The following is a 16,074-nucleotide window of genomic DNA, read 5'->3' on the forward strand; positions in this document are numbered from 1 at the left end:
CATCAATGTTTGGCTCAGGCAATACAACCGGATAAGACCACATCACGCATTGAACATGCGCCCGCCAGTGCTTGAAACCTTATTAGAGAAAACGAAAATTACTGGTACTGAAATTGGGGGCTAGACAAGAGGTTCAAAAAGGGTCGCTCAAGAACAAACAATGAAAAATCGCTTGCGATATTCCAACGGCTGCACTCCGGACATTGCTGCCGCTCGTAACGTCAAGCCCTCAGTGAGACGTTTTTGCCTCAGCAACGGATCTATTCCTTTGGGACTATCGTGACTGAACACTCTTCATTTGTGTCGAGGCCAGCCCCTCGGCACTGCGGCTCGGTCAAGTTAAAGAAGAATACGTCCGACCCCTTGCCCCAAGGTCGGATATTCCTCTCAAACGGCTCTGATCCGTTCAGCATCACATTGGCAAGAAAAGCTCCTGTATGTTCTTGCAAGTGTTCTGGCCTCACAACGATATAGCGGGGCAGATTGGCCTGTTTGCGTAGAATTCTGGCTGAGAATGTTATCTTGCCTTGAGCCACGTATTCAACCCCCGTTTTGGTCTGCATATCTGCGTTAGCCTTCATAATGCTTACTTGCTAAGGCGCAGTCAATTGACCGGTCATGGGCTCGGAGATACCGTTCGGCGCTGACTTTTGCGTCCTTGCCCGCAAATAGATTCTTGTGCGCCTTTAACGCCTCTTTTGCGAATACCATCAAGGCTTTGACGCAGGCGGACTGCACAGGCTGGGTCGAAAACGGGCGACCTGGAGTGGATTAGGCCGGTGGGCGCTTCAAACCAATGGGAATGTAGGGCGCGGGACGTTTTTGTAGTCCAAGGACGCGTAATTCAGCGTGCAGAGAGCGCCACTATCGCAGACGATAATACGCCCGGCAATCGGGGTGAATGCAGCGCGGAAATGCTGCATGGATTTTAGTGCGACGACGGACTTCGATGCGGGATCGATTCCAAAGGTTTCAAATTGTCGCAAATCCAGCATCTGGTGCGCGATACTGACGATCAGAATATCGATCCCCGCGACGTTAAGGACGGCTGTGAGTCCAAAGCTACGCTCTAACCCACCCAGGATCGGACCGTTGCCGACAACGTGGCCATCTCCGGTCCATTTAACGGTGCCGGTCACGCTGAGTGGACCACCTCCATAGGTCGGCGCCGTCGCGCCACCGATGGAAATCGTGATCTCAGAACCTACCGCCAAGCCTTGAAGGGCCATTGCTGCCTTTGCGTCGATCAGCGGACCGAAACAGGCCTTTGTCACGCCGGCATCAAGCAAGGCTGCCAAAAGGTTCGTAGCATCGCCGTAAGCCCCGGACCCGGGATTATCGGCATAGTCGGCAATGATAAGCGGACCTGTTTCGCCGTTCCAGTTCACAGCAACGTCAGCGGCCTCAGAAACTGTCAGGTAGCTATTCAAAGATTCGTGCCGTCTTTCCCAGATGTCATCGGCCAATTCCTCGGCGATAGTCTGATGTGCGGCGAAATCCCCCTCGCAGGTGATCAGGACGGTCGGGCCTACCTCGGCAATATCGGCGCAGGGGAATGCGCCATTGATGCTGATCGCAAAAACGCTTTTGCGCGTCTCATAGGCGCGGGCAAGGGCGTGGCGGCCAATCATTGGCCCCAGGTCGGTGCGCCCGCCACTGGCCTCTTCCAGCATCGGGCGGTGCGCGCGCAGGGTCCTGGGCCGAATATCTCCCGTCATCGCGCGCTGCAACAACTCGGCCGCGCGGCGTCCGGTGGTGCGGATATCGACATGTGGGTATGTGGTGAAAGATACGAGGATTTGCGCCAGGTCGCACATCGCCGTGGTGACATTGGCATGCGGGTCTAGCGTAACTGCGATGGGTAGGTCTGGACCGATAACAGCCCGCAAACGACGTAATATCTCGCCTTCACCATCCTCGCAGAAATCGGTGACCATTGCGCCGTGCAATATCAGGAACACGCCATCCCACTGTGCGTCAGCGGCGGCGATCAGGGGCGCAGTCAATGTATCGAAGGCCTCGCGTGTCACAGGGCCGCCCGGGCCTGCAGCGGCACTCAGGACATGGGTGATCTCCCAGTCATAATCGCGCCCCGTATCCAGCAATCCGGCCAGTTCGGTATTCTTGTCGCCACGCATCGTGATCGCCTGATCACCCTCCATAAAGTAACGGTTGCGAAAGCTTTGCACTGTCGTTGGATGGATATTGAACGTGTTGGTTTCATGCGAAATTTCGGCGCTAAGGACTTTGAAGCTCAAGTAAGTGACCCTTCAGATCGGATGGCGACAAGTGTCACTAAAGTCGCCACGGGCCAACAACGCTGGCGTTTCAGACATGCATAGGGACGTAGCACGCGCGCATCTGTCGGTAAAGGCGTACCCTGACTGCAGATCGGGTAGGCTTGGCGGAGTTGCCAGACCAATCGAACCAGCCTCGGCCAGATCGGTTCGAACTCAGTGCCATTGCTGGTTCGTCGGTCTCTTAGGTCGCTTCCTCATAGGTCGGTTCGAGACGAATTGTCAGCCATCAAATGACTTGCATCAAGGAGTTAGGCTAGGAGCTACTATTAGTATAACTTGATTGCCTATGCTTTCGGGCGAGGCATCTTGTACTATAGCTCGTCTCTGCTTGCGGAGTTTCAAAAACTGAGAGGTCCCGATGAGCGACGACCCATATGCGGCCCTTGGCCTGAAAAAATCAGCCACTGCTGAGGATATCAAGAAGGCCTATCGAAAGATCGCCCGGACAAGTCATCCCGACTTGAATCCCGACGATCCCAAGGCCGAGGCCAAGTTCAAGGCAGCGTCACACGCCTATGATCTGCTAAAAGACCCCGAGACCCGCGCCCGGTTTGACCGTGGCGAGATTGACGCAAGCGGGGCCGAGCAACAGGAGCGAAGATTCTACAAGGAATATGCCGAAGCACCGGGCAATCCATATCGCTCTGGCCAGCGGTTTGAAGACTTTGGCGAGGCTTCCGACATATTCGCAGAGTTTATGCGCCAGAAGGGGTACAGAGACCGCCAGGAATCTGGGCAGCGCTTCAATGTTCGGGGACAGGACCAACGCTACGCGCTCGAGATACCTTTTCTCGAAGCGGTCAACGGTGGGACGACACGGATCACGATGCCAAACGGCTCTGCCCTCCAAGTCAAAATTCCCAAAGGAAGCGACGACGGCCAGACGATCCGGCTGCGGGGTAAGGGAGAGCCAGGATATGGTGAAGGTCCGCCTGGTGACGCGCTGATCACTCTGTCCGTGCGCCCGCATTCCCTGTTTCGCCGGGAGGGTAATGATATTTTGATAACACTGCCTGTCACGCTTGATGAGGCCATTTTGGGCGCACAAGTCGAAACACCGACGATTGATGGGAGTGTCAAGCTGTCAATCCCGAAAGGAGCCAGCAGCGGTCAGATACTGCGTCTACGCGGCCGTGGCGTCAAATCCATCGGTACCAAATCGCGCGGCGATCAGAAAGTTGAACTGCGTATCGTCGCACCGCCCGAAATTGATGACGCGCTGGCCGAATTCATGGAAAACTGGCGCAAGACCAACGCTTATGATCCGCGCAAGGGGATGAAGATATGATCGACTTCTATTCCGAAGAAGACGCCATCGCCACTGTTGCGCGCCTAACCCACACGCAGTTGCTTTCTTTCGTCAAAGCCCGGATTGTGACACCAATGCAATCCGAAAGCGGCCCGGTTTATCGCCAGATAGACCTCGTGAGGATGGAGCTGCTCTGTGAATTGTCCGAGCAATTTGAACTTGATGACGACGCGCTTGGGGTTGTCATCTCGCTGATTGACCAGCTTCATGGGGTTCGGGCCGAACTACGAGCCTTTGTTGATGCGATTGCGAGCGAGCCAGCCGACGTGCGTGAAAGGATCAGCGAGGCTGTGCGGGCGACACGATCTACCGGATAGGTCAAATGGGGGCTCAAAACGGCCATGTGCAGCTTTACGTTCGTGGTGGCATAACTCGACGCTGATATCCGGCACTAAGCGCGCTCCAAATCGGTGGCTTGCCTCAATGCTTCCGAATTGATCGGCTTATGCACTGCCTTCATCAGTAAACCGATAAGACTGATTGCAGTGACGAAAACTTTGCCCGAACCCGCCCTCCTAAGCATCCTTAGCTCAGCTGGATAGAGCGCCGCCCTTCGAAGTTGGAGAGGATGACTTACATTAAAAACATAATACATTGAATTTTAACATTGAATTTCGTCGCAAAACTTTAAAGAGAGCCGTTTTCAAGAGTTGCGGCTCAATAGACCCACTCCCCAAATTCGAACTTAAAGCCATCGGCCGAAAATCTGGGAACGCATCTCAAACACTTGTGTCGGTCTTTGTGGTGGATGGTCGCAAATCTGCAAACTTAAAATACAAAACTCAGTTTATGTTGCAAGCGACTGAATGCAGAGCTTATCATACGGAGCAGCACTATGGATCCACTCCTCCAACCCTTCCAGATCAAGCATCTGACGCTGCGCAATCGTATCATTAGCACAGCACATGCACCGTCTTATCAAGAAGGCGGGCATCCGCGCGAAAGGTATCGCCTTTATCACGAAGAAAAAGCGAAGGGAGGCATTGGGCTGACAATCATTGGGGGCTCCACCAATATCGCACCTGACAGCCCTTCGGTGTTTGGCCAACTTTATGCGGGCGATGACAGTATCATCCCGTGGTTCAGGGAACTGACGGATGGGGTGCGGTCGCATGGCGCGGCTGTGATGTGTCAGATCACCCACATGGGGCGACGCACTGCGTGGGACGATGGGCATTGGCTGCCGGTCGCAGGGCCTTCGGGCGTGCGGGAACGGGCGCATCGATCCTTTCCCAAGGTGATGGAACCCGAAGACATCACCCGGATCATCGCGGACTTTTCGGATGCGGCAAAGCGGTGCCAGGATGGTGGCTTTGACGGGATCGAGTTGCTGTCGCATTCGCATCTTTTAGGGCAGTTTTTGTCCCCCTTGGTGAACAACAGGGACGACGATTATGGCGGTTCCTTAGACAACCGGATGCGACTGACATTACAGGTCATCGAGGCGGTGCGCGATGCCGTTGGCTCCGATTTTATCTTGGGTATGCGCGTGACAGGGGATGAACTGGCAAAGGGCGGTTTGGAGGCGGAAGAATGTGTTGAAATTGCACAGAAGATCGAGGCCACAGGTGCCGTCGACTTTCTGAATGTTCTGGCCGGTGCACCTTACGATGATCTAGGACTGGCAGGCTGGGTCGCCCCAATGGGGATGCCCGCTGCACCACATTTGACTATCGCCGGTCGCATCCGCAGTGTTGTTGATCTGCCGATCTTCCATGCTGGCGGTGTTGCCGATATAGCAACGGCCCGTCACGCGGTCGCGAATGGGCTCGTTGATCTGATCGGTATGACGCGTGCACATTTGGCGGATCCTTATCTGGCACAAAAGCTAAGCCGCGGGGACGAAGAGCGTATTCGCCCCTGTGTCGGCCTTGGCTATTGTGTGGACCGTGTCAATCAGGGCAAGGCGGCTGTGTGCGGCCACAATGCGGCGACGGGGCGCGAAGCAAAGATGCCTCATATAATTCAAAAGGCACCAGAAGCACGCAAGGTTGTAATTGTTGGCGGTGGGCCCGGTGGGTTGGAGGCTGCGCGCATCTGTGCCGAACGGGGCCACAACGTAGTGCTGTTTGAGGCCAGTGACCGCTTGGGTGGGCAGATCAACCTTGCGGCTAAAGGTATGACCCGTCGTCAGATTTGGGGAACTGCCGACTGGCTAATCAATGAGGTGACGTATCTGGGTGTCGTTCAGCGCCTGAACTACTATGCAGAACCGGATGATATCACAGCTGAAAATCCCGACGTTGTCATTATCGCTACGGGCGGTTGGCCGGAAGCGTTGGATGTTCCCGGCAATCATCTAACGACCTCTAGCTGGGATGTATTGAGCGGTGAGTCGCGCCTAAACGGAGATATCTTGTTGTTCGACGAGGTCGGTGAGCAATCGGCGCTGGTCTGCGCCGACGTCATGGCCCGCGCCAACTGCTCGGTTGTTCTTGTCACACCGGATCGTATGGTCGCCCATGAATTGGGGCCGACAAACTCAGCAGTCGTTTTGCGTGATCTCGCGAAGCAAGGCGTGGCGTTCGAGTGTTTTTTCGACCTTGTTTCTGTCGAGATGGATGGCAACCGCAAACACGTGACATTACGCCATGTGCTAACCGGTGAAACCATCAATCGTGTTGTCGATCATGTTGTCGTGGAACATGGGGTTACGCCAATGGACGAGCTTTATCATGCACTGAAGCCAGGTGCGCGCAACAACGGGCAATTGGATTACACAGCGATGATCGCGGGAACGATTCCTTTTACCAATACCAACCCGGCCGGATCCTATGATTTGGCGCGTCTGGGCGACGCGGTCTCGAGCCGCAACATACATGCAGCAGTGTATGATGCGCTTCGAATCTGCAAGGATATCTGAGCGAATTGGTCACTTTGGTAAGGTTTATCGACACCTTATTTTGAAAGACTAGAGCGGCATTCAAAAAACAGCTTTACCTTGTAACAGGTCTCGGTGTTTCTCAAATGCCAAAGCGATGTGGTTCATGAAAGTACGCACACGGGCGTTTGACATCATATCACGGTGCACCAAAACCCAAATCCAATCGTTTGGTTCAGCTTCGGCTGTGGGAATACGGCGGATACCGGGGGCGACATCGCCGATGAAGCAAGGCAGGGATGCAATACCCATGTGATCTTGTATGGCGGTTAGCTGCAGGACGTCAGAATACATATTTCCGCGCACGGGGATGGATGGAAATTTCTTCTTTTGCGGCCATTTTAAATGGTTTTCGGCGTCCCCCCAGCCCAGCCAATGGCAATCAAGTGGCTCGTTTACGGGATTGTGGCTTTTTAGATATTGATGGCTGGCATAGGCTGACCGGTAAATCTGAATAACGCGTTTACCGGCCAAAGAATGCGGGGGGTTATCAACATGGCGTATGGCGATATCGGCGTCTCGCGCGGCAAGATCCCTAACGCGGCAGGTCATGTTTATGTCAAGGTTAACATCGGGGTAAAGTTGCATGAATTCATGGATTGCAGGCATAAGCAGATGGGTCGCAAAGCCGATAGGCAGGGTTATGCGGATGTCCCCCTCTAGGCGCGCGTCTTTGCCTGTCAGGTCCAGTTCTATATCATTGAATTCGTCGTAGATGATATCTGCCGAACGGGTCAGGCGTTGCCCTGCCTCGGTCAGACGATAGCCACTTGGCAGGCGGTTGAACAGTTTTGTTCCCAGATCGTTTTCCAGCATCTTTAATCGTCTGGCGCAAGACGTGTGATGCATATCGAGTTTGTCTGCAGCTTTCTTCAAGCCGCCGGTTTTAACGACTGCACGAAATATTTTCAGATCATCCCAGTTCATTGATGTGTCTCGTTCAAGGGTCGCATATTTGCGCCGTATAAATGTGATTTTGCGAACTGTGCAGTAAAATTGCATTCACGTACAAGCCTGCCATCCAAATGCTCAACCGAAAGAAAAAGAAATGACACGTAAAATATCGACCATCGGCAAGATGATACCAAAGCTGTCTTTTACGCGGCTTGCGGGGGTACTTAGTGCCGCTATTATTGCGTTAACCCTTGTAACAACACCAGTTTCAGCTCAATCACGCGAAGCCACGGTTCTGTTAAAGGCTGACACTGTGATCGAGGTTTCTTACGGCTCAATCGAAGGTGGTAAAGAAATGCAGTTAATGGGGGATTACCTGCCGAAGATTATGCCGATTGTAGAATCGTACGGTGGCAAAATGCTGGGCAACTTTCAGGTAACAGCCGTTACCGGCGGGGAAATAACACCACAGATGGTTGCTATCTTTGAATGGCCCAGCTTGGAAGCTCGCAATGAAATGCACGCGGACGAGGCAGCCAAAGAACTGTTCCCGCTGCGTGAAGACGCGATGACATTTTTCAAGCAGGCGTTTTATACGGTTGACGAAGATACGCCACTGACATTCCATGAAGATAAAACATATGAGTTTTTCACAGCGTGGTTAACCTTTGCTGCCAAAGCGTCATTGCCAGCGTACTTCGTAATGTCGGATGCGCCCAAACAAAATTATGGCCCACCACGCTTTATCGCCACACTGAAGCCGTTGGAAGATGGGCCAAACGGTAGCTATGTTCTGAACCCGGATATGGCTGGCATTGTTGAGTGGAACAATACTGCTACTTACTACGGTCTAGTCAATAATCCCGGCTTTAAGCTGGCCGCACCTTTGTTGTCTGCATCTGTGTCCCGCTTGGATATGGTGCATACAAGGTTCGCGTTTCCGCAATAAGGGACGCAAACCATTTTTTTAATGTAGTAACAGCCATCACCCGACGTAGAACGGGTGGTGGTATTTTTGGCTCGGGTACATGGCCATCGCATCCGCCAGAAATCGAGCACAAAATGACCCTAAAATTTTAACTGGACAACAATTCAAAACACGCTTCCATAGTGCAGAAAGAAACGTTCACGGTCTTACTTGAAAGGGGGGGGGCATGTTTCCGATTATCGCGCTTTGGTCACACCCGCGGTCCATGTCGACGGCGATGGAGCGTATCATGCGTGAACGCGGCGATATGCAGTGTTTTCACGAACCTTTCATGTATGACTACTACGTCAATCATAACAATCGCATGATGCCGCATTTCGACATCAATGAGGACCATCCCGTTACCTATCAGGACGTCCGCGACATGCTGCTGGAACAGGCCGCCAAAAGCCCGGTCTTTTTAAAGGACATGAGCTACTATGTCTTTCCACATATTCTTTCAGACAAAGAGTTTGGAAAACACCTGACCAATTGTTTTCTGATCCGCGATCCAATTGCGTCCATTCAATCATACTTCAAGATCGACCCCGGCATGTTATGCGAAGAAATCGGGCTGGAAGCACAATGGCGCCACTTCGACGCCCTGTGCGAGGAGACCGGAGATGCACCGGTCGTCATGAACGCCGAGGACATCAGGCGCAATGTCAAAGATTATGTCAGAGCGTTTTGGGACGCGATTGGTTTAAGCGACATTCCCGAAGCTTTTGAATGGGGCACAAAACCACCGGAAGACTGGCAACAGGTCGGCGCATGGCACGGCGATGTGACGACATCACGATCTATTCGCCCGCTGGACAAGGACGAGAATGAAAGGAAGAAGAAAACTTTTGCCGAATTGGCCCAAAAGGCACCTGATATGCAGCGCTATCTGGAACACCACCAGCCGTTTTACGACCGCCTGATGGAACATAGGATTAGGGCATAAACCCTTCGGGTGACGTCATCAAAACCTCTATCCCTGTTAAGGTGAGTTTTCATTGCAAGAGCCGTTCGAACGATTAAAACTGCCGGAAAGACCAAGAACACGCCATGCACCAGATTGTCGATTTAGGGAAATACCCGCTTGATCACCTAGGGATGAACGAAAACAACAAACAAATTTAAACACAAAGTCTAAGCCGTGAAAGTCATGACTTATAACATCCTCTGTGGCGGGCTTGCGAAGGTAAACGGTGAGGAGCGCCTCAACAGCATTCTGGAAACCGTCCAGGATTGCGCCCCAGACATACTCGCCCTTCAGGAAGCAAATCATTTTGAAAGCCCTGAACTTGCTAAAAGATTTTCCAAGGCACTTTTACTACCCTACTATGCCTTGGCTGAGGCTGCCATTTACGAAGACGGTGAGCGTTACAATGTCATCGTCTTTTCACGCTACCCAATCAGCAAGGTCTACCGGTTCCCGGATTGTCAGTTTCAATCTGCGGCAATCTCTGTGATGCTGGAAACACCCGTTGGAAAGATTTCGATCTGCAATGCGCATCTGCATGCCTTTTCAGAAACACACCGTGTTAAAGAACTTGGATGCATTCTGGCATACCAATGCGGATTTCAGGATCAACTTTTTGTCGGCGATATGAATGCTATCAGCCGAAGTGACACTTACGCGGATGATGCGACAGAGTTTGAATTGAACTACGAGGTGACAGACATGCTGAACCGCGAGTTTACGGATGTCTTTGCGGCTACGTCCGGACCAGATCAGTGGACACACCCAAGCCGTATTAAGGCAGATCACACCCGCAAGGTTTTTCGGCGGATCGACTATGTTTTTGCCTCGCCCAGCCTAAGTCGGCGCGTTGTTCGGGCGAAGGTAATCACCTCTGAAAAAGCCCACCGCGCATCAGATCATTTTCCTTTGATTGTCGAATTCGAATAAACGTGCTTTCCTGACAGCTGGCTTATTCCGACCAAGCTACAAAACGGATATCAATACCAGGAACAATACCAGAGGGCGGGTCGTAGAAATGGACGCAAGCGTAACTTTGATGGGCGTGAAAGGCGGACCGGCAATCCGCCCAGGCTCAAACATGCCAACATCAATATTGTTGCGAATGGGGGGCAAGACCATTCTGGTTGATGCCGGACTTGGCGTCACAAGGGGCATTTGCGATCAGGGCGTTACGCTTACCGACATTGATATGATCTTCATAACGCATCTTCATTCAGACCATTACCTTGAACTTGGTCCGTTTTTTCATACGGCCTGGGTTGCGGGGCTGGCACGAAAAATCCCGGTAATAGCGCCAGCCGGTTTGGCGGAATATTGGCACGGTTTCCTGAGCTCCATGCAGTATGATATTGATTTGCGCATCACGGACGAGGGGCGATGCGACCTTGAAAGCCTTGCAAAGCTTCAAACGCTCAAGGAAGGCGTCATCCACAGTCATGACGGGCTAAAGGTAACTGCAATGCGAAATATCCACCCGCCTATTGCAGAGAGCTATGCCTTACGTTTTGAAGCATCTGGCAAAAGCGTTGTTCTTTCGGGGGACACAGCGTTCATGGACGGCATGATCGAATTTGCCGACTGCGCAGATCTGCTGGTGCACGAGGCAATGCTCCTGCCCGGTGTCGAAGCCCTTTGTGCGCGTATGACGAATGGTGACGAACGCCTGCGAGCGCATATCCTGCGCAGTCACACAAGTGCCGAGGACGTTGGCCGTATTGCCCGAAACGCGCGTGTTAAGCATTTGGCCCTGAACCATTTTGTGCCGGACGGCGACCCCGATTTTAAGGAGTCTCATTGGGAAAACGCCGTGCGCGAAAACTGGGATGGCCCACTTACGCTTGGCAAAGACAGCATCACTCTCGTTTTGTAACAGAGGCAAGAACACTCAGTCGCCGCCGCGTCCTCACTACCTTTTGCGTTAGCAGTTTCTGTCATCATTTACATTCTACTAGGAGCCGACGCGCTAAGAGACTCGCTGAGTGACGTTGCCAACTTTTCATAAGCACCGATATCCCGGCACAGCAGCGCCACACCAGCAGCGTTCTGACCCCTCACCTCTGAACCCGGCACTTAGCCCGCTCCAATTCGGTGTTTTAACCCACGGCTTGCGAATTGATCGGCTTATGCATTACCTACATCAGTGAAGCCACAAACTGATTGCAGTGACGAAAACTTTGCCCTAAACCGCCCGCCTAGGCACCCGTAGCTCAGCTGGATAGAGCGCTGCCCTCCGAAGTTGGAGACGATGTCTTGCTTTCAAAATCTAGTTGTCTGAATTATTTAGATAATTTCGATGCGAAGCCACGAACAGAGTTGTATTTAAGAATTGAGGCTCAATAAAGCCACTCCCTAAATTCCTGCTCGAAACTATAGACCGAGAATGAGGAGACGCGCACTGCCTACTTTATAATACCTTGGTCTGAATTACACCAACTACAAGCATTCGCGACACATTCACCCGACTGCGGGTGTGCGAACAATGCGACCGTGGTTTTCTTCGAACTGACACAAAAGATCATCAGCAACACGCCATATCCGAATTAAACAGGTATCGTGCCCTCAATAACATTCCGGATTTGTGAAAAGGAACTGTAGAGATGCTCTATCAATGCACGAACCCGCGGGTTATGGCGAAGGTCTTGGTGGGTAAGAACCCATATCTGCAGATCGGCAATCAAGTCGAATTCTAGCAGGCGCCGTAAATCAGGGTCCTTTTCTCCTATAAAACATGGAAGCAGTCCAATCCCCTGACCGTGCCGCAACACGCTTGCGACGACAGATAAAGAGGGTGACAGAAAAGCGGGCCTAGCCGGAATATACGGCGCCAGTGTTGGTGCATAATCCAACGCAATCCACCGATCAAGAGAGGGACGGTTATCAAGATAAGACTGCGATGCGTATACAGCCAAGGGGCTTTCTGCAACTTTTCGACCGTAGGTATATTCAGGGGGGCTTTGAGTAAGGCGGATGACCACATCTGCTTCGCGGCGATTAAGGTTACTTAATTCCGCTGTCGTTATTAGCTCCAGTTTGATCATCGGGTGTTGTGTCATGAATTCGTCAATGTGATCATGCAAGGCAAACGTGTATAAATCCTCCAGCAATGACAGACGAAGGGGTCCGGCCAAACTGCCCCCCTGAGCAAACGAGAGCCGGTCTATCGCTGAGGTGTTATCAGCGACGGCATCAGCAAATGTCTGAATTTTGCGGCCAAATTCGGTCAGCTTGAAACCGTCTCTACCGCGCTCAAACAATGTGTTCCCGAGTTCTTCTTCTAGCGTGCGAACACGGCGCGAAACGGTGGCATGCGTTGTTTGTAAATCTGCTGCTGCTGCGCGGATGGAGCGAGCGCCAACCAAAGCACGAAAGAAGCGTAAATCATCCCAATTTTTCACGGATTAAAAACTATCCATTCTGCCTCACATTTGGACAATACCTATTCCATCGAAGACGACATATCAATCGTCCACCACGCCGAAAAGGAAACGATATGAATTATGAAGTGACTCTCGAAAGCGCCGATATCCGTGATACGATGGACGGGGAAATGCGGTTTGGGCTTTTACATAACAACAGCAAAGTTGCAGAAGTGTCTTACCATTGGGATGCCACGCATTTTACTGCTACATTTCACGGCCATGCCCCAAGCCTGCCGGAGCCAGCACATCCGACTGTGTTTATTCAACAGCCTATTGCAGCGATCCAAATGCTGAAAACCGAGCCAAATGTTCTGCCGACCGACGTCTTCAATAGCCATCGTGTGTTCATTAGTGGCGAGTCAAAAGGATAAATAATATGACTTATCTGAAGCCTATAGTCGTTTCCGGTATCATCCTGTTGTCGGCATCTACGGTTGAAGCTGCACCAATAGGTGTCGTCAGTTTGCTTAAAGACGGCGACACATTGGAAATGTCAGCAATCGAAAACCTCAAATGTTCTCTTGAGCGAGAAGGGAACATCATGATGCAGCAAGGCAATCTGGATTTGGAGTTACCCAACCGCTTCGCCATTTTATCGTGCGAGCAGCCCATATTGCAAATCAGCGGTAGCAGAGCACAACTGGCCGACCTGTATCCCGGAGCGCAAGAGATTGCCGTTTTCGAAGGCCGTTTGGTTTGGAATCCAGAGGACGACGCAAGTTCTTCAGTTGCTGACAGGCAATACATTCTGAAGCTTAGCCACTATAACAACACCGACCCGGATCAGCGGTATGGAGATCAGGTAGCGCTTAGCGCAGCCGGCTCAACCCGAGAAGATCACTGGGCAACAGAAGGGTTTTTAAGCGTCCACAGCGCGAGAGGAATTCCAACACCCGATGAAATTGTTGTTATCCACTATGACTCGCCGGAAGCAGGTGACAGGTTTCGTGACACCAATCAGGATATTCTCGAGCAGGTCGGTGCATTCAACAGGGCTCACCTTACTGAATTCACCTACTTGATAGGTTCGGCGAACCGGTGAAATGACAACGTTGTTAGCCAATATGGAATTTCGACCAACAATAAATTCTCTCCTTTGACGTTTGAAGCGAGCCAGCATGGCGGTCGCTGTCGGCGCCAAGACTGCCTACATCGGGCCAGGATCACCTTGGGAGAACGGTTGTTCCAAACCTGCATGTGTCACCGCGCTGTTAGTGCACAGCCCAATGCAGACCTTTGAAAAAAGCGAGATAAGAGCAGTCTTCTTGCGATCCGGACGCATGGTTTCTTCCGGAACCTTTGACCACAGAGTTCTCTTGGGGCAGTATCTAAATATGGGTTCATTGACTCAACTCGAGATTTTGCTGCCGGAATTATGCGCTTACGCACGCTATATCAGTTCGCATTCGAGCGATGCCGAGGATCTTGTCCAAGATGCAATCGAACGCACTCTCCGTGCAGATAGTCGCCCCGCTAAACTTCGGGATCTGCGGCCATGGATGTTTCGTGTCATCCGCAATCTTCATCTGGATGAATTGCGCCGCCGCAGGGTCCGGATGGAATATCAGAGCCGCGAGAAACGTTTCTCTAATGATATATGCGGTTCAACGGATGTGTCGCGGGATGTTCTAATCCGGATCGCATTCGAAAAATTGCCCCCGGAAAAACGTGAAATTCTTTTTCTGGTGGATATTAGCGGATTGACATATGCGGAAGCCGCAGAAGTAATCGGGGTCGCCCACGGCACGGTGATGAGCCGGGTCAGCCGAGCACGGAGTGCGCTGCGCAAAGTTGTTGGCGGATTCCGGGATGCGGAGAAAACTGTGGTTGATAAGGCGACTGAGAAATGAGTTTAAGCGATCACGATTGGCAGCTTTTGAATGCCCTCCACGACGGCGAACTTGACAGGCCGGCAGTCCGTGCTTTGCAAGCGCGTTTGCGCGAGGAACCTGCATTGCAGGCTGCACTTGCAGATCTGCGCGAGATCTCGACCGCATTGAAGCCGCTTCGATCGGGAAACCCTGCGAAGAATGCCCTCCCTGTCAAGCAGGGGCATTGGCGTGTTGGTGCTCTGGCCGCCGTGCTTGCGATCATGGCTTTCGGGTTGGGTTTCACTCTGCTTGGCCAGGGCAAAGCGGAACAATCACCGCTCGACTGGCATCAAAGCTTCCTCGATCGTCAGTATTCGGTAGAACAGACTACGCACAAAATCCGCACCGTCGCTCAGTGGGTCGGACACCAGCCTGACCTTTCTTCTGCCAATCTCACCTTTGTTGATGTTGCAACGTCGCCTACAGGCGAGATCTACTTCCATTATAGCGGTGTAAATGGCTGCCGGCTTACGGTTGGCGCACATTCCAAAACACCAGATTTACAAATCATATCCAGCGAAATGCATGTCCATGTCTGGTCGTCCGGTGCGGCCCACTATTCAATGCTAGCGCAAGGAATGGACGCCGGAAAATTCGCAGCAATCTTACTGCTGCTCGAAGAATATACCCGCGAAGGAACAGAATCCGAGGAAATGATGGCCGTGGTCCGTTCTGCGACGCAAACCGCACTGCCCTGCGCCTGAGTAGTGCGCCCTTTAGGGGCGTGGAAAATTGGGCCGGTCAGTGTTGTAATGCTCGGCGAGGTAGTCGAGGATCGTGTTCCTGTCTGCTTCGGCAAGCTCCCCCATTCCCTGCTCCTCGACCATCCATTCCAGAAGTTCGTCCCAACCTTCGCGGGTTTTGCCCTGCTGGGCGACGATCATTTCGGAATGGCAGGCGGTGCAGGTGTAGAATGTCTCTTCCACCCCCTCTGCGATCACGAGCTGACCAAAATCCTCTGCCGGAACATCGGTTTCCCCTTCCGCTGCGTCGACACCCGCTTCACTGAACAGTCGTGGCTCATTGCTCATAGTGTTGAGAAAGGCGATAATGTTTGCTCTCTCGGCAATATCGGACAATCCGCGATAGCTCATGCGCGTTCCCGGTATCGCTTTGCGCGGGTTTTCAAGGAAGGCCGCTAAACGGTCCAACGACCATTCCCCACCAAAGTCGCGCAGAGCCGAGGAATAACGGAAACCTTCGGATGTCGCGACCGACCGGCCCAGAACACCGTAGAGGTTTGGTCCGACTCTATTTCTGCCGCCCTGATCGACCGTATGACAGCCCTTGCATTGCCTGAACAGGCGTTCGCCCACAGCCGGGTCTGCATTTGCTATCACTTCGGAAATTTCCTGACCTACGCTTGGAAATGCATAAACACCAAGGCACAAGGCCAGACCTGTTCCGATCGCCGTGATGCGCATCTTAAGGTTCCTCTTTCCGGGAATGTGCGCGGCGGTGAG

Annotated in this window: 15 protein-coding genes; 11 read left to right on the plus strand and 4 right to left on the minus strand. The window is 52.4% G+C overall.

All coding sequences use genetic code 11. The features are described 5' to 3' along the window. Window positions 1-788: 788 nt before the first annotated feature. Complete coding sequence (locus J4E70_RS05860) at window positions 789-2,258, minus strand: M81 family metallopeptidase (RefSeq protein WP_213888165.1); 1,470 nt, start codon at window positions 2,256-2,258, stop codon at window positions 789-791. A gap of 400 nt (window positions 2,259-2,658) precedes the next feature. Here J4E70_RS05860 and J4E70_RS05865 point away from each other — a divergent pair, with 400 nt between their 5' ends. The 3 genes from J4E70_RS05865 (at window position 2,659) to J4E70_RS05875 (ending at window position 6,472) form a co-directional block, all read left to right on the plus strand. Beyond that, the gene (locus J4E70_RS05865; protein ID WP_213888166.1) at window positions 2,659-3,588 is read left to right on the plus strand and encodes a DnaJ C-terminal domain-containing protein; all 930 of its coding nucleotides are present in this window, start codon (window positions 2,659-2,661) and stop codon (window positions 3,586-3,588) included. Further along, window positions 3,585-3,926, plus strand: coding sequence for a hypothetical protein (locus J4E70_RS05870; protein ID WP_213888167.1), 342 nt, complete (start codon window positions 3,585-3,587; stop codon window positions 3,924-3,926). Before J4E70_RS05865 ends, J4E70_RS05870 begins: the two co-directional genes overlap by 4 nt. A 518-nt stretch (window positions 3,927-4,444) precedes the next feature. Then, a complete protein-coding gene (locus J4E70_RS05875; RefSeq protein WP_213888168.1) occupies window positions 4,445-6,472 on the plus strand; it encodes an NADH:flavin oxidoreductase in 2,028 nt (675 codons plus the stop codon). A 60-nt stretch (window positions 6,473-6,532) separates the two neighbouring features. Here J4E70_RS05875 and J4E70_RS05880 read toward each other — a convergent pair whose 3' ends face one another. Further along, on the minus strand, window positions 6,533-7,417 hold the full coding sequence (locus tag J4E70_RS05880) for a LysR family transcriptional regulator (protein WP_213888169.1): 885 nt from the start codon (window positions 7,415-7,417) through the stop codon (window positions 6,533-6,535). 121 nt (window positions 7,418-7,538) lie between these two features. Here J4E70_RS05880 and J4E70_RS05885 point away from each other — a divergent pair, with 121 nt between their 5' ends. From J4E70_RS05885 to J4E70_RS05900, 4 genes are all read left to right on the plus strand, one after another. Then, complete coding sequence (locus J4E70_RS05885; protein WP_213888170.1) at window positions 7,539-8,333, plus strand: DUF1330 domain-containing protein; 795 nt, start codon at window positions 7,539-7,541, stop codon at window positions 8,331-8,333. A gap of 205 nt (window positions 8,334-8,538) precedes the next feature. Further along, entirely contained in the window at window positions 8,539-9,297 is a 759-nt protein-coding gene (locus J4E70_RS05890; RefSeq protein WP_213888171.1) for a sulfotransferase-like domain-containing protein, read from the plus strand. A 204-nt stretch (window positions 9,298-9,501) separates the two neighbouring features. Next, entirely contained in the window at window positions 9,502-10,248 is a 747-nt protein-coding gene (locus J4E70_RS05895) for an endonuclease/exonuclease/phosphatase family protein (RefSeq protein WP_213888172.1), read from the plus strand. A gap of 88 nt (window positions 10,249-10,336) precedes the next feature. Continuing rightward, entirely contained in the window at window positions 10,337-11,191 is an 855-nt protein-coding gene (locus tag J4E70_RS05900; protein ID WP_213888173.1) for an MBL fold metallo-hydrolase, read from the plus strand. Between the two features lie 670 nt (window positions 11,192-11,861). Here J4E70_RS05900 and J4E70_RS05905 read toward each other — a convergent pair. After that, the gene (locus J4E70_RS05905) at window positions 11,862-12,716 is read right to left on the minus strand and encodes a LysR family transcriptional regulator (RefSeq protein ID WP_213888174.1); all 855 of its coding nucleotides are present in this window, start codon (window positions 12,714-12,716) and stop codon (window positions 11,862-11,864) included. A 95-nt stretch (window positions 12,717-12,811) separates the two neighbouring features. On the opposite strand from J4E70_RS05905, the gene J4E70_RS05910 reads away from it, so the two are divergent. The 4 genes from J4E70_RS05910 (at window position 12,812) to J4E70_RS05925 (ending at window position 15,315) form a co-directional block, all read left to right on the plus strand. Beyond that, on the plus strand, window positions 12,812-13,111 hold the full coding sequence (locus tag J4E70_RS05910) for a hypothetical protein (RefSeq protein ID WP_213888175.1): 300 nt from the start codon (window positions 12,812-12,814) through the stop codon (window positions 13,109-13,111). 5 nt (window positions 13,112-13,116) lie between these two features. Then, window positions 13,117-13,782 (plus strand): hypothetical protein, encoded by a 666-nt coding sequence (locus J4E70_RS05915; RefSeq protein WP_213888176.1) that lies wholly within the window; start codon window positions 13,117-13,119, stop codon window positions 13,780-13,782. A 76-nt stretch (window positions 13,783-13,858) separates the two neighbouring features. Then, on the plus strand, window positions 13,859-14,590 hold the full coding sequence (locus tag J4E70_RS05920; protein ID WP_246531639.1) for an RNA polymerase sigma factor: 732 nt from the start codon (window positions 13,859-13,861) through the stop codon (window positions 14,588-14,590). After that, on the plus strand, window positions 14,587-15,315 hold the full coding sequence (locus tag J4E70_RS05925) for an anti-sigma factor family protein (RefSeq protein WP_213888177.1): 729 nt from the start codon (window positions 14,587-14,589) through the stop codon (window positions 15,313-15,315). Before J4E70_RS05920 ends, J4E70_RS05925 begins: the two co-directional genes overlap by 4 nt. A gap of 12 nt (window positions 15,316-15,327) precedes the next feature. Here the strand turns inward: J4E70_RS05925 and J4E70_RS05930 are convergent, their stop codons facing one another. After that, a complete protein-coding gene (locus J4E70_RS05930; protein WP_213888178.1) occupies window positions 15,328-16,035 on the minus strand; it encodes a c-type cytochrome in 708 nt (235 codons plus the stop codon). Window positions 16,036-16,074 lie beyond the last annotated feature (39 nt).

This window comes from Pseudohalocynthiibacter aestuariivivens, assembly GCF_018457175.1.
Classification (GTDB): domain Bacteria; phylum Pseudomonadota; class Alphaproteobacteria; order Rhodobacterales; family Rhodobacteraceae; genus Pseudohalocynthiibacter; species Pseudohalocynthiibacter aestuariivivens.

Excerpts from the sequence above, each read along its gene's own strand:
- J4E70_RS05920 (WP_246531639.1), top strand. The coding sequence starts at position 13,859 with ATGGCGGTCGCTGTCGGCGCCAAGACTGCCTACATCGGGCCAGGATCA.
- J4E70_RS05865 (WP_213888166.1), top strand. The coding sequence starts at position 2,659 with ATGAGCGACGACCCATATGCGGCCCTTGGCCTGAAAAAATCAGCCACT.
- J4E70_RS05885 (WP_213888170.1), top strand. The coding sequence starts at position 7,539 with ATGACACGTAAAATATCGACCATCGGCAAGATGATACCAAAGCTGTCT.
- J4E70_RS05930 (WP_213888178.1), bottom strand. The coding sequence starts at position 16,035 with ATGCGCATCACGGCGATCGGAACAGGTCTGGCCTTGTGCCTTGGTGTT.
- J4E70_RS05875 (WP_213888168.1), top strand. The coding sequence starts at position 4,445 with ATGGATCCACTCCTCCAACCCTTCCAGATCAAGCATCTGACGCTGCGC.
- J4E70_RS05900 (WP_213888173.1), top strand. The coding sequence starts at position 10,337 with ATGGACGCAAGCGTAACTTTGATGGGCGTGAAAGGCGGACCGGCAATC.
- J4E70_RS05895 (WP_213888172.1), top strand. The coding sequence starts at position 9,502 with ATGACTTATAACATCCTCTGTGGCGGGCTTGCGAAGGTAAACGGTGAG.
- J4E70_RS05915 (WP_213888176.1), top strand. The coding sequence starts at position 13,117 with ATGACTTATCTGAAGCCTATAGTCGTTTCCGGTATCATCCTGTTGTCG.
- J4E70_RS05910 (WP_213888175.1), top strand. The coding sequence starts at position 12,812 with ATGAATTATGAAGTGACTCTCGAAAGCGCCGATATCCGTGATACGATG.
- J4E70_RS05925 (WP_213888177.1), top strand. The coding sequence starts at position 14,587 with ATGAGTTTAAGCGATCACGATTGGCAGCTTTTGAATGCCCTCCACGAC.
- J4E70_RS05890 (WP_213888171.1), top strand. The coding sequence starts at position 8,539 with ATGTTTCCGATTATCGCGCTTTGGTCACACCCGCGGTCCATGTCGACG.
- J4E70_RS05880 (WP_213888169.1), bottom strand. The coding sequence starts at position 7,417 with ATGAACTGGGATGATCTGAAAATATTTCGTGCAGTCGTTAAAACCGGC.
- J4E70_RS05870 (WP_213888167.1), top strand. The coding sequence starts at position 3,585 with ATGATCGACTTCTATTCCGAAGAAGACGCCATCGCCACTGTTGCGCGC.